Raw genomic sequence first — 13,282 nt, 5'->3', positions numbered from 1 at the left:
TTCCGGGAGCCTCGGTGGTCTGCCTTCGTCCGGGTGCCCCGGTGTCCGCTTCCGGGAGCCTCGGCGGTCCGCCTTCGTCCGGGAGCCCGGTGCCCGCCGCCAGGATTGCCTCCAGTCCTGCCCGGCGGGCCCCAGTCGCCCGGACTCCGACCTCGCCGATTTCGGCTGCCCTGCCTCAGGCCGGGCAGCGCATGTTCTTGTCGCCTGATCACCCAGCAGTTGGGTGATCAGGCGACCCATCACGTGCGACCGGTTCCGCCGCGATCTCTTCGCTGAAACGAGCCTGGAAGGTCCGTCGGGGGACAGTTCAGGCTCGTTCTCGCGCGCGGACCGGTGTTCAATGACCCCGTGTCCGGACATACGCACGACCACATCGACTGGGCTGACCGGCTGGTACTCCTCCGCGCAGCCGACACTCTCGACGCTCCCGCCCACGCCGTCATCGCCGCGCGTCTGGTGGCGAAACTCCCCGCCAACCCGACGGTGATCGACCTGGGCTGCGGAGCCGGCGGCATGAGCACCCACTTCGCCCAAGCCCTGGCCACCCAAGGCGGCGGCACGATCATCCTGGTCGACGCGACACCCGAATTGCTCCACGAGGCCGAGCGCGCCGTACGTGCCGCTGCCGATGCCGCGCAGGCCAACCCCAGGGATGGCTCAACGCAGTCGCGCAACGGCCGCGTGCCCGACGGCAGCGCCGAGCCATCGAACGGCCACCTCGCAGCAGCCGAGGGCACCGCGCCGCCGGTCGAGGGCCTCGCTCCGGCATCCGGGGACACCGCACCGACAGCCGAGGACAGCGCTTCGGCCATCGGCGACATCGCATCGACAGCCGAGGGCACCGCACCGACCATCGAGGTTCGTGCGGTAGTCGCCGACCTCGCCGACGGTGCCCTGCCCGATTTGCTGCCTGCCGCGGATCTCGTATGGGCATCGCGTGTCGTGCATCATCTTCCGGACCAGCAGGCTGCGATTGGCACGCTTACCGCGGTCGCGCGGGTTGGCGGCGTGGTCGCGCTGGCTGAGGGTGGGTTGTCTTTTTCTTGCCTCCCTTGGGATCTAGGGCTCGGACGGCCCGGTCTGGAGGATCGGTTGCAGGCGGCGCAGGCGGAATGGTTCGTTGGAATGCGCGAGGGCATCGACGGTGCTGTGCCGATGCCCTACGGCTGGCCGCTCGCGCTCGAACACGCCGGACTCGCTGACGTCAGCTCCTTCAGCGCGCTCGTGGACCACCCCGCGCCTGGTCCGGACGGTCTCGCTGATTACGTGCACCACCACCTTTCCCGTCTCGCAACGCACGGGGCTGACCATCTCTCTGACGAAGACCGCGCGACGCTGGCAGCCCTTCTCGATCCGGACAGCGCTCACTACCTCGGCCACCGCCGCGACCTCTACCTGCTCGGTGCCCGCACCGTGCACCACGGACGCCGACCGTGACCGCGCCTGACCCCACGTGCTCGCGGTGCGGCCGGGCACGCTCCGCCGAAACCGATCCGCTCGCGACCTTGGCCTGGGTGAGCACCAAGGAGAACGGGCAACAGCGCTGGCTCTGTCCGGACTGCGCGCGCAACCACGTCCGGGACATCGAAGGCAAGCTGCCCGACGAGTACTGGTGACTGGACCGCGTGCGCGATTCGGTCTGGGAGGCGGATCGCGTGACGAGCGTTCGTGCCCGAGTCGCGGGCGACCATGTTCGGAGCGCTGAGGTCAGGCCTCCTGCCGAGTGCCGGTAATCGGTGTTCGTGTTCGGGCGTCAGGTTCGGGTCATGCGGCATTTCCTGTCTTGTAGACGGCGCGCACTTTCGGGCGGGGCGTGCGTGCGGCGTGGCGGTAGGCGTTGAGGAGTTCTGTGCTCATCTCCTCTGGGGATTCCCGGAGTTGTCGTGGGGTGCACCGAAACAGCACGGTGCCGGTCGCGGCTAAAGCCAGGTGGCTGAAGTCTTCTGGGCCCGCGGCGGTGCGGTAGCGCCAGGCCAAGCCGATCTCGTCCCACCAAGCGTCTGCGGTGCCTAGGCGGCGGCCGCGGCGGTCGCAGACTGCGACGTTCCATTGCGGGGTGGGCAGCGGGGTTCGTTGAAGGACCCGGAGTGCTTGCCCGTGCGCGAAGGTTTCTTGGTCGTCGAGGTTGCGCAGGACATTGCGTACGGCGGCTGAACCGCGCTGGTTTCCGGTGTTCAGTTCGGTCGTCAACTCGGCGCGGTCGGCCAGGCCCCAATACAGCGGCAGCGACACCAACCTGGCGATCTCGTCCGGATCGTTCTCCCTCCGGGCCAGGTCGAGGGCGGCGCGGGCGGCGCTTGCGTACGGGAGGCCGTCGATCTGGATTGCTTTGGGCATTCGTGCGGTGCGGTAGGTGATGACGCTCGGTTCGTTGGCCGGCCTTCGGTTGTGTGGCACCAAAAGGTGGATCTCCGGAGTCCGCGGATGGCTGATTCCGTGTGCGCACAACGCATCCGTGCCGGTGATGATGGTTCCGCGTCCGTACCGGGCGACGGCTGCGTGCAGGAGTTCCTCTCGGCTCGGAGGTTTGTCGTGCACGAGATATACGCCGGAATACACCTGTCGCCACGGCCCGCCCGGGCCGGAGAGCTGGGCGGCTCTTCGGTCGGAGATTCCGGCGACGCGCAGGTGCCGTCTGTGGAGTACGCCGTGGGAAACCAGATCACCGAAAGCGAGGGAGTCAGTGCTTGTTGTAGTCGTCATACATCGAGAATGACGCCTTGATCAACTCCGCGAAACCACCCTGCGCAATCTGTGGACAACTCGGTGTTGTCGCCCCGCCTTGTGGATAACTCAGGCGGCGAACCCGGGCTGCCACCGTTCGACGATGCCGCGAGCGGGGATCTCGGCGTCGAGCTGGCAGAGGATGCCCGTCGAGCCGGCGGTGACCCGGTGGATCATCAGGTATTCCGGCGGCAGGTTCAGCGAGCGGCCGACGTGGAAGTCGTTGCCGCGCGAGTCGCCGACGCGGCCCGCCTGTCGCTGCATCCAGCGGCGCGTGAAGTGGAACGTCGGCTCGGCCAGCGGCTCGGTGAACGGCGCGAGATAGGCCAGGACCTCGTCCGCTTCCAGCGACGAATCCGCCCGCACGAAGCGGTTCTCGCGCAGCAGCCGCATCAGTTCGTCGGAGTGGCCGTCCAGGGCCAGCCGCGTGATTTCGCCCAGGTGGCGCGGAATTCCGTGCGGCAGTTTCGCGACGCCGCCGAAGTCGATCACGCACAGCCTGCCGTCGCTGGTGAGCATGAAGTTGCCGGGATGCGGGTCGGAATGCAGCAGATGTGCCCGCGCCGGCGACGAGTAGTGGAACTCCGCGAGCAACCGTCCGGCCAGGTTGCGGGTGGCCGGGTCGCCGTCCGAGATGATCTTGGCCAGCGGCGTGCCGGTGGCCCACTCGCTGACCACGACCTTCGGCGCGCTCGCCACGACGCGCGGGATCAGGAATTCGGGGTCGCCCTCGAACGCCTTCGCGAACGCGCGCTGGTTGTCGGCTTCGGCGAGGTAGTCGAGCTCCTCGTCCATTCGCTCGGCCAGCTCCGTGAGCAGCGGCTTCACGTCGGTGCCCGGGATGAAAGCCTGGAACAGCCTGCTGAAGCGCTGCAGCTGACGCAGGTCGCTACGCAGCGCCTCGTCCGCGCCCGGGTACTGGACCTTGACCGCGACCTCGCGACCGTCGTGCCAGGTCGCGCGGTGCACCTGGCCGATGCTCGCCGCGGCGGCGGGCTCGTCGTCGAAGTGCGAGAACCGGCCGACCCACGACCTGCCCAGCTGCTCGGCGAGCACGCGGTGGGTCTGCCTGGCTGGCATCGGCGGAGCGGCCGACTGCAGCTTCGTGAGCGCTTCCCGGTACGGCTGCGCCATGTCGTCCGGCACCGCCGCCTCGAACACGCTCAGCGCCTGCCCGAACTTCATCGCGCCGCCCTTGAGCGTGCCCAGCACCTCGAACAGCTGCTCAGCGGCCTTGGCCGAGAGCGTCGCGCTCACCTGCTCAGCGCTCTGTCCCGCCAGCCGCTTGCCCCAGCCGCCCACCGCTCGTCCGGCGATGCCGAGCGGAAGGCTCGCCAGCTTCGCGGTACGGGCAGCGCCGCGGCGCGGCATGGCGGAATCGCGGTCTCCGGCGCGGTCGCGAAAGTCGGTCACTCTGCGATTCTGCCTTGGCAAGCACGACGCTCGCAGCCCGCTGACGGCACCCAGGTGTGTCCTACGTCTCTTGCAGCACCTCCTCGGAAGCCTCCTCCGCCGCTTCGAGAGTGTCCTCGACAGGAACTGGCGCACCGCAGCCGCAGTCCGGGTGCGGTTCCCAGATCCGGCGGTGGAGTTTTCCGTCGAAGTTGTCGATCTCGAGCGTGGCGTTCCAGGCCGGCGGCGGGGTTTCGCTCGGCGACAGCAGCCGCATCGCTTGGGCGACGGCGAGCGAGGCGCACGCCTGCACAGCACCGAGATCAGCCCTGGGTATCCGGCCTACCAGCTGCGTCGCGATCCTCGGCCACGACAGATCCGCGTCGGTCCGGTGCAGGTCACAGCAGCGGAGGCAGGCGCTGCGGCCAGGAACCACGAGCGGCCCGACGATGCCCGTGCCCTCGCACACCCGGACCGGCAGGTGTGTGGTGCCCGAATCGACCAGCTCGGCCACCTCCTCCGGCGGCGGGACGAGGGTGTCGGTGAGCAGCACGAGGTCGGGGAGGCGGCGCTGGTTGCGAGCGGTGGTGACGTCGGGCGCGACCCGGGCGACGACGTTCCGTATCGCGCGTTGCCTGGGTTGGCCCAGCTCAGCGGGGGTGAACCCGGAACCGAGATCGGCTTCGGAGACCGTGCCGGACGCACGGATGTCGAGGTGCCCGACTCCGGACGTCGCGAGCAGCGCGGCGACTGCCACGGCGATCCGTCCGCTGCCGTGGACCGCGATGAGGCTCTGCCAGCGACGATCCGTGAGAGCTGGCTGGTAGTGCCGGGCACGCAGCGACCACAAGCCCGTCTCGACCCGTTTCGCCTCCTTCTTCGCCGCTTCGGTGACCAACCCGAGCGCGGACAGCTGTTTCAGCAGCAGATGGAACTGGTCCCGGTGTTCGCCTACAGCGAGCAGGACGTCCTCGAGCCCACGCCGTCCGTCGAGCCTGCGGACGCTGTCGACGATCGCCGGTGGCAGGCCGTTGGCGATGATGCCGTGGCGGCGGTCGAGGCCGAACTGGATCTCGTTGTCGTCGCGTTCGAGCACGTGGAGGCCCGGAAGCAACGTCGGGTACGCCGGGAGGAGCACGTCCGGCGGCGGAACACTGGACAGGGTCATGTGGTCAGCTTGGCAGCTCCGGAACGCCACTCGTGGGTGAGAAGCTGAGTTGTCCACAGGGAAATCTAGTTGTGGACAAGTCAGGGCTGTGACCTTTCGGCGCTCCAAGTTGTCGGTGCTGAGCCTTACCGTTGTCGAGTGGTCGAAGCACGGATGTCCTCCCTGAGAGGCAGGGGCGAGAAGGCCCCGTCGGACACTTCTCAACACAAGGTCGAGGTGCGGCGCAGCCAGCGCAGGCACCGGACGGTCACCGCGTACTGGAATGACGACACCCTGGTCGTCCTCATCCCGGCACGGATGACGCGCGAAGAAGAGAAACACTGGGTCGCGGAGATGGAGCGCAGGCTGCTGCGCCCGGGAGGACGGAAGACGGCGCCGCCCAAGACGTCGGACGCGGCGCTGCTGGCGCGCTGCGCGGTGCTCGGGGCGAAGTACCTGGACGGGAAGGCGTTGCCGGCGAGCGTCCGCTGGGTGCCGCCGATGCGCACGAGGTGGGCGTCGTGCACGCCGGTGGACGCCACCATCCGGGTCAGCGAACGGCTCCAGAAGGTGCCGCAATGGGTGCTGGACTACGTGCTGGTCCACGAGCTGGCGCACCTGCGGGAGCCGGGGCACGACCCGGCGTTCTGGGCGCTCGTCAACCGGTATCCGAAGACGGAACGGGCGATGGGGTATCTGGAGGGGCTTTCGGCGGCGGCTGGGTGGGGGATTTCGGAGGAGGACTGAGTCGGTGGCTGGCGTGGCTGGGGCTTGGAGGGGTGGTAAGTGGCTGAGGGCGTCGGCGGAGGGCTTGCCACCAGGTATGGGGGAGTGACCCGCGACCAGGTGTGGGGGGAGTGAGGGGTAGGAGGGCGGCTGGGTGAGTAGTTCGTGGCCGCTGGACTGGCTTGATCGACGGTGGCGGCTGCGTGAGGAGATGGTTCGGCGGAGGAGGCGATGAGAGGGCGGCGGAACGGGCGACGAGATGAGTCGGCGGGACCGGTGACGAAAGGCGGGGCCGGTACAGAGGCGGGGCGCGGGACGGGTGACGAGCCGGGTCGACGAAACCGGTGGCGCGCCCGCTGCGGCGGGGTCGGTGGCCAGGCGGTGCGGCGGGACCTGCGGCGGAAGCGTCGCGGAGTTCTTCGTGTGGCGGCGTGCCGGTATTCGTGATCACGCGGTGGGGCGGAACCCGTGGTGAGAGGCGGAGGTCGCGGCAAGAGCGGAGCGCTGGCGGGACAAACGCAACGCGGACCGTCTCAACTGAGTGAGACGGTCCGCGTTTAACGGCAGTGCGGCCGGGGCGTAAGGCGGCCCAGGCCGGGAAGCTCAGGAAGGCGAGTTCCCCTCGTCCTTCTTGTCCTCGTCCTTCGGAGTCTCGTCGCCCTTGTCCGCGGCGTCAGAGTCGGAGGAACCGGCGTCCTTGGCCTCGCCAGCCTCGCGGGCCTCCCGTTCCGCCTTCTCCGTGCGTTCCAGTTCCGCGATCGGGTCCAGGTCGGCGGCGAGAGACGGCGGTTCGGACATCCGGTCGGCGAAGTCCAGGGGCTCGTCCAGGTCGTCGGCGGTCGGCATGAGGTCGGGGTGCGACCAGAGGCCGTCGCGCTTTTCGAGGCCGTGGCGGTCTCCGACTAGCTTCCACAGGGACGACGCGGCGCGCATCCGGCGCGGGCGCAGTTCGAGGCCCACCAAGGTGGCGAAGGTCTGCTCGGCCGGGCCGCCGGTCGCGCGGCGGCGGCGCAGGGTTTCGCGCAGGGCCTCGGCTCCCGGGAGGCGGTCGCCGATGGCCTCGGCCACCACTACGTCCACCCAGCCTTCCACCAGGGCCAGCAGGGTTTCCAGGCGCTTCAGGGCCGCCTGCTGCTCGGGTGTGGTTTGCGGTTCCAGCAGGCCGGACGACATCGCTTCCTCGATGCTCGCCGGGTTCGCCGGGTCGATGCTTCCGGCCAGCGACTCGAGTGCGGAGGTGTCGACAGTGATCCCGCGGGCGAACTCCTCGACCGTCGCCAGCAGGCGCTGCCGCAGCCACGGGATGTGCGCGAACAGGCGCTGGTGCGCGGCCTCGCGCGCGGCCAGGAACACCAGCACCTCGCTGGCGGGAAGCTCCAGGCCCTCGGTGAACTTCTCGATGTTCGCCGGGAGCAGCGCCGACGTGGTGGCCTCGCCGAGCGGCAGGCCGACCTCGGTCGAGGTGAGCACTTCCTGCGCGAGCTGCGCCAGCGCGTTGCCGAGCTGGGAGCCGAAGGCCATTCCGCCCATCTGGCCCATCATCGACAGCAGCGGGCCCGCCGCCTGCTTGGCTTCCTCGGGCAGCGCCTGCATCCACGCGCCGGACACCTGCTGCGCCACCGGATCGCACAGTCGCTGCCAGGTCGGCAGCGTCTTCTCGACCCAGGTGCGCGCGGACCACGAGACGGTCGACGTCGCGCCCGCGGGGAGGATCGTCGCCGCGTCGAGCCACAGTTCCGCCAGGTGCGCGGCGTCGCGCACGGCAGTGGCGGAGTCGCCGCCTTCGGACGTGAAGCCGATCTTGGCGTCGTCCCGCCCGCTCAGGTTCTGGAGTGCGATCTGCTTCGCCAGGTCGTAGTTGACCGGCCCGCTCGACGAGCCCGCCTGGCTCAGCATCTGGCCCAGCTGGCTCAGCATCTGCCCGAGCTGGTTGAACGCCTCGGCTCCGCCGGGCTGGCCCGGGTTCGAGGGGTCGTTGTCGCCTCGCTTGTCGGGATCGGGCGGTCCGAAGCCGAACGGGGGATTGCTCATAGCTCCACCGTACGCGGGTGCGACCCGGCTCAGCGCGTCAACCGTGGCCTTCACCGGGAAGCGAACACAGTCACCGTACGCTGTCGCTCGTGACAAAACCGGACGAGGACACCGCGAACCAGTCCCGCCGCGCCGAGCCGTCGCGCGCGCCGGGCCGCAGCGACCGGCGGATGACCCGCCGCGGATGGACGATGCTGGTCAGCGGCGTGCTGTTCCTGGTGTTCGTCGTGGCCGGGTTCCTGGTCCAGGTGCCGTATGTCGCGATCAGCCCCGGGCCCACCTACGACACCCTCGGCCGCGACGCCGCGGGCAACCCGGTGATCCAGGTCAAGGGGCAGCAGACCTACGGCACCAGCGGCGAACTGCGGATGACCACCGTCTCGCTCAACGACGGCATCAACCTCTTCACCGCGCTCGGCCTCTGGGCCAGCGGCCGCTACGCTCTCGCGCCGCGCGAGGAGTACTACAAGCCGGGCGAGACGAACGAGCAGGTCAAGCAGGAGAACATCCAGCAGCTGCAGAACTCGCAGAGCAACGCCCAGGTCGCCGCGCTGCGCCACCTCGGCTACCCGGTGCAGGTCGTCGCGAAGCAGATCGTGTCCGGCAGCCCGGCCGACCACATCCTCGCCCCCGGCGACAAGCTCGTCGCGGTCAACGGCAAGCAGGTGCGCGAGGCGGGCGAGGTCGCCGCCTCCATCGTCAACACCAAGCCGGGCGACACCGTCCAGGTCACCTTCCAGCACCTCGGCCAGCCGGAACGCACCGTGCCGGTCACGCTCGCCCACCGCGACGACCGCACCCAGGGCTTCCTCGGCCTGACCGCCGTCGACCGCGCGGTCGCGCCGTTCTCCGTCGACATCTCGCTGCAGGACGTCGGCGGCCCGTCGGCAGGGCTGATGTTCACCCTCGCGATCATCGACCGGCTCACCCCGCCCGGGAAGCCGGGCAGCGACCTCGCGGGCGGCAGGCACATCGCGGGCACCGGCGAGATCAGCGAGACCGGCCAGGTCGGTCCGATCGGCGGCATCTCGTTCAAGGTCGTCGGCGCGAAGGAAGCGGGCGCGACCGATTTCCTCGTCCCCGAGCACAACTGCGCCGAGGCCAAATCGGCCGCGCCGGAAGGCCTCAACCTCATCAAGGTGTCCAACCTCGACGACGCGCTCAAGCAACTGGACAACCTGAAGGCCGGTCGCCCGACCGCGCACTGCTGACCCAGCGACACGGAAAAGGGTCCGTTGAAGGATCAACGGGCCCTTTTCGTCGTCAGGAAGGATCAGGGCTGCAGGGTCGTCTTCAGCGCTTCGACCAGGTTCGGCGCGAGGTCCGGGCTTTCCACCAGTTCGTCGACCGCGTTCTCGTCCTCGTTGCCCGGCTGGACGCCGCGCAACCGCATCACGCAGGCCGCGTCGCCTTCGCGCAGGACGGCGGCCACCAGACGGGCCTCGGTGCGGCGCGGGTGGTCCGCGGCGGCGCGGCGGAGGCTTTCGGCGTCCGCTTCGGCGATTCCTTCGAGTTCCGCCTCCACGTCCGGCGGCAGCACGATGATCTCTTGCGCCAGCGCGCAGCCGACCACGATCTCCGGCCACGCGATCCGGCCGAGCGATTCGGCGAGATCGCCGTCCGGCAGCGCCTCCTGGGCCACCGGCGTCAGCGGGTTCGCCCGGTCGAGCTGACCGGCCAGTTCGGGCTGTTCGTCCAGCAGCGCCGCGGTGGGCACCAGCGCGAACAACTGCGGCGGCTGGTTCCAGCCCGCGGCGGCGACGAACTCTTCGACTTCCCGGGCCAGCCCGGCGACAGGGTGGGCGGCAGACGGCTCACTCGGTGGCATGGCGACCATCGTGTCAGGCGTCCCCGCGACGCGCCGCGCGTGCCCGGTTTGGGCGGTCCCGGGAACTCGCGGCACCATCCGTAGAGTTAGAGGTCACGGGGGACACCGCTGTCCCCGGAGAACGTGTTCACGAAGACAGGAGCATTGCCGTGGCGACTCGGCCCCCGGTGAGCCTGAAGCTGTCCCGGCGCAGCCGGATCCTTCTCATCATCGCCGCGGTGATCGTGCTGGCCCTGCTGGCCGGCGTCCGGTTGCTCGACACTTACGTGGACTGGCTGTGGTTCGGCGAAGTGCAGGCGCGGTCGGTGTTCACCACGCAAGTGGTCACCCGCATCGTGCTCTTCCTCGCGGTGGGGCTGCTGGTCGGCGGCGCGCTGGCGGTCAGCCTGCTCATCGCCTACCGCACGCGCCCGGTGTTCGTGCCGGTGTCCGGCCGCGACGATCCGCTGTCGCGCTACCGCTCGGTGATCGTCAGCCGGATCCGGCTGTTCGGCATCGGCATCCCGGTGCTCACCGGCGTCATCTCGGGAGCCTCGGCGAGCGGGGACTGGCAGACGATCCAGCTGTTCCTCAACGGCACCTCGTTCGGGCAGAAAGATCCCGAGTTCGGCATCGACCTCGGTTTCTACGCCTTCTCGCTGCCGTTCGTGAACTGGCTGCTCGGCTGGCTGTTCGTCACCGTCGTCGTCTCGTTCTTCGGCGCGCTGATCGCGCACTACATCTTCGGCGGCATCCGGCTCGCCGGCCGCGGCGGCCAGCTGGCCGGGCCGACGCGCGCGCAGCTCGCCATCACCGTCGGGCTTTTCGTGCTGCTGAAGGCGGTCGAGTACTTCTTCGACCGGTACAACCTGCTGCTGTCCGACCGGAACATGCCGCTGTTCAACGGTGCCACCTACACCGACCTCAACGCGGTGCTCCCGGCGAAGCTGATCCTGCTGTGCATTTCGGTGATCTGCGCGATCGCCTTCTTCGCGGGCGCGTTCCTGCGGAATCTGCAGCTGCCGGCGATTTCGCTGGTGCTGCTGATCCTGTCCGGCGTACTGGTCGGCGTCGCCTGGCCGGCGATTCTCGACCAGTTCTCGGTCAAGCCGAACGCGAACGAGAAGGAAGCGACGTCGATCCAGCGCAACATGGACGCGACGCGCGCGGCGTACGGCCTCACCAACGTGAAATACGAGCAGTACCCGGGCAAGACCGAAACCACCGCGGACGCGGTGAAGGCCGACACCGGCACGGTGTCCAACATCCGGCTGCTCGACCCGAACATCCTCAGCGACACCTTCACCCAGCGCGTCGGCCGCGAGAACTTCTACGGCTTCCCGTCCAAGCTGGACATCGACCGGTACACCATCGGCGGCACCACGCAGGACTACATCGTGGCCGCCAAGGAAATGAAGACCGACGGGCTCACCGGGAACCAGAACAACTGGATCAACAAGCACATGGTCTACACGCACGGCAACGGCTTCGTGGCCGCGCCGGCGAACACGATCGACCGTGCGGTGAAGGATTCGAACTCCGACGGCGGCTACCCGATCGCCACCACCAGCGACACGAGCAACCCCACCGGCGCGGGCTCGGTCAACGGCCAGCCGGGCATCAAGGTCGACCAGCCGCGGATCTACTACGGCGAGCTCACCAACCAGTCCGACTACGCGATCGTCGGCGGCACGCCGGGCAAGGCCCCCGGCGAGTACGACACCGACGCCCAGCGCGGCTACCTCTACCAGGGCAAGGGCGGCGTCTCGCTCGACAACTGGTTCAACCGGCTGATGTTCGCCGCCGAATACCGCGAACCGAAGATCCTCTTCTCCGACGCCATCGGCGACGGCTCGAAGATCATGTACAACCGCGAACCGCGCGACCGCGTCGCGAAGGTGGCCCCGTGGCTCACCCTCGACGGCGACCCGTACCCCGCGGTGGTCAACGGCCGCATCCAGTGGATCGTCGACGGGTACACCACGCTCGACAACTACCCGTACGCCCAGCAGACGCAACTCGGCGAAGCGACCAACGACTCGCTCAACGGCGTCACCAAACAGGCGAACAACTCGATCAACTACATCCGCAACTCGGTGAAGGCGACCGTCGACGCGTTCGACGGCACCGTCAACCTGTACTCGATCGACGACAACGAGCCCGTCCTCAAGGCGTGGGAGAAGGTCTTCCCCGGCACGGTCAAGCCCAGCTCCGAGATCTCGCCGGAACTGCGCTCGCACTTCCGCTACCCCGAGGACCTGTTCAAGATCCAGCGCGAACTGCTCGCCCGCTACCACGTCGACAGCCCGCAGGAGTTCTACGCGCAGCAGGCGTTCTGGAGCGTCCCGCAGGACCCGACCGAGGACGGCAGCTCCACCACGGCCGGCGCGAACGTCGCCAACCAGCCCGGGTACTACGTCCTCGCCAACGCGGCGGGCGAAGGCAGGCCGACCTTCCAGCTGACCAGCGCGCTCACCGGTCTGCAACGGCAATACCTTTCCGCCTGGATGTCCATCTCGTCCGATCCGGAGGACTACGGCACCATCCGCGTCCTGCGACTACCCCCGGCCAGCGGTGCCAACCAGGTAGACGGACCCGTCCAGGTGCAAAACCGGTTCCAGAGCGACCCGCGCGTCGCCCAAGACCGGACATTGCTGAACAACCCCAACGTCATTCCCATTTACGGCAACCTGATCACGCTGCCGGTCGCGGACGGATTCCTGTACGTCGAACCCGTCTACATCCGGCAACGAAACCAGCTGAGCTACCCGCAGCTGGCGCGCGTGCTCGTCTCCTACGGAGCCAAGATCGGCTTCGCGTCCACCCTCAACGAGGCACTCGACCAAGTCTTCGGCAAGGGCACCGGCGCGGCAGCCACCACCCCGAAGGAAGGTGACCCCGGCACCACGACGACCCCGCCGACGTCCAGCACGGCCGCGCCGCCCAGCACCGGCGGCAGCAACCCGGCCATGGACAAGGCCGTCGCCGACATCCAAGCCGCGCTCGCCAAGCTCAAGGCGGCACAGCAATCCGGCAACTTCGCCGACCAAGGCGCGGCGCTCGCCGCGCTCGACGCGGCGACCAAGGAGTACAACTCCGCCAAACCGACCACGCCGCCGCCGTCCAACGGGCCGACATCGCAGCCCGGCGGGTGACCTCGGTTACGTAATAGGCACCTGCTTTGCGCCCGCTCGAAACCAGGGCGTAAGGTAGGTCCTACGACGCGGGGTGGAGCAGCTCGGTAGCTCGCTGGGCTCATAACCCAGAGGTCGCAGGTTCAAATCCTGTCCCCGCTACAGAGACAAGAGACCCGTCCTCGCAGAAAGCGCGAGGGTGGGTCTCTTTCGTCATTGCTCTGGGGGTCGAACCCCCAGACCCCCGCCAGGGGGCGCGCCCCCTGGACCCCCGTGTTGGGTTGCGTTGGGCGGGTGGCTTGCGGTTGGTGTGTGGGCTCC

10 protein-coding genes and 1 tRNA gene are annotated in these 13,282 nt (G+C 68.8%); 6 read left to right on the top strand and 5 right to left on the bottom strand.

Annotated elements, in window-relative coordinates; all coding sequences use genetic code 11:
* Positions 1 to 333: 333 nt before the first annotated feature.
* Together WA670_RS44885 and WA670_RS44880 are read left to right on the top strand one after the other, a co-directional pair.
* Complete coding sequence (locus WA670_RS44885; RefSeq protein WP_336162276.1) at positions 334 to 1,437, top strand: class I SAM-dependent methyltransferase; 1,104 nt, start codon at positions 334 to 336, stop codon at positions 1,435 to 1,437.
* The gene (locus tag WA670_RS44880) at positions 1,434 to 1,616 is read left to right on the top strand and encodes a hypothetical protein (RefSeq protein WP_134669703.1); all 183 of its coding nucleotides are present in this window, start codon (positions 1,434 to 1,436) and stop codon (positions 1,614 to 1,616) included. Before WA670_RS44885 ends, WA670_RS44880 begins: the two co-directional genes overlap by 4 nt.
* A gap of 148 nt (positions 1,617 to 1,764) precedes the next feature.
* On the opposite strand, the gene WA670_RS44875 is transcribed toward WA670_RS44880, so the two are convergent.
* The 3 genes from WA670_RS44875 to WA670_RS44865 form a co-directional block, all read right to left on the bottom strand.
* Positions 1,765 to 2,337 carry a hypothetical protein gene (locus WA670_RS44875; RefSeq protein ID WP_240690939.1) on the bottom strand — a complete coding sequence of 191 codons (573 nt, stop codon included), beginning with the start codon at positions 2,335 to 2,337 and terminating at the stop codon, positions 1,765 to 1,767.
* A 456-nt stretch (positions 2,338 to 2,793) separates the two neighbouring features.
* The gene (locus tag WA670_RS44870) at positions 2,794 to 4,137 is read right to left on the bottom strand and encodes an ABC1 kinase family protein (protein ID WP_134732809.1); all 1,344 of its coding nucleotides are present in this window, start codon (positions 4,135 to 4,137) and stop codon (positions 2,794 to 2,796) included.
* A gap of 61 nt (positions 4,138 to 4,198) precedes the next feature.
* Positions 4,199 to 5,284: a ThiF family adenylyltransferase gene (locus WA670_RS44865; RefSeq protein WP_336162270.1), complete on the bottom strand. Its 1,086-nt coding sequence runs from the start codon at positions 5,282 to 5,284 to the stop codon at positions 4,199 to 4,201.
* A gap of 216 nt (positions 5,285 to 5,500) precedes the next feature.
* Between WA670_RS44865 and WA670_RS44860 the strand changes: the two genes are divergently transcribed.
* Entirely contained in the window at positions 5,501 to 6,010 is a 510-nt protein-coding gene (locus WA670_RS44860; RefSeq protein WP_037818287.1) for a M48 metallopeptidase family protein, read from the top strand.
* Between the two features lie 582 nt (positions 6,011 to 6,592).
* Here WA670_RS44860 and WA670_RS44855 read toward each other — a convergent pair.
* Complete coding sequence (locus WA670_RS44855; protein WP_336162269.1) at positions 6,593 to 8,020, bottom strand: zinc-dependent metalloprotease; 1,428 nt, start codon at positions 8,018 to 8,020, stop codon at positions 6,593 to 6,595.
* Positions 8,021 to 8,211: 191 nt separating this feature from the next.
* On the opposite strand from WA670_RS44855, the gene WA670_RS44850 reads away from it, so the two are divergent.
* Positions 8,212 to 9,231 carry a YlbL family protein gene (locus tag WA670_RS44850; protein WP_106961313.1) on the top strand — a complete coding sequence of 340 codons (1,020 nt, stop codon included), beginning with the start codon at positions 8,212 to 8,214 and terminating at the stop codon, positions 9,229 to 9,231.
* A 62-nt stretch (positions 9,232 to 9,293) separates the two neighbouring features.
* On the opposite strand, the gene WA670_RS44845 is transcribed toward WA670_RS44850, so the two are convergent.
* Positions 9,294 to 9,848 (bottom strand): PPA1309 family protein, encoded by a 555-nt coding sequence (locus tag WA670_RS44845; protein WP_037818414.1) that lies wholly within the window; start codon positions 9,846 to 9,848, stop codon positions 9,294 to 9,296.
* A 167-nt stretch (positions 9,849 to 10,015) separates the two neighbouring features.
* Here WA670_RS44845 and WA670_RS44840 point away from each other — a divergent pair, with 167 nt between their 5' ends.
* Together WA670_RS44840 and WA670_RS44835 are read left to right on the top strand one after the other, a co-directional pair.
* A complete protein-coding gene (locus tag WA670_RS44840; protein WP_336162278.1) occupies positions 10,016 to 12,982 on the top strand; it encodes a UPF0182 family protein in 2,967 nt (988 codons plus the stop codon).
* 67 nt (positions 12,983 to 13,049) lie between these two features.
* Positions 13,050 to 13,123, top strand: a tRNA-Met gene (locus tag WA670_RS44835).
* Positions 13,124 to 13,282: the final 159 nt, after the last annotated feature.

The organism is Amycolatopsis sp. VC5-11 (assembly GCF_037034185.1).
GTDB classification, from domain to species: domain Bacteria; phylum Actinomycetota; class Actinomycetes; order Mycobacteriales; family Pseudonocardiaceae; genus Amycolatopsis; species Amycolatopsis nivea.
The sequence above is the reverse complement of the archived record's forward strand: the minus strand, read 5'-3'. Positions and strand labels throughout refer to the sequence as shown.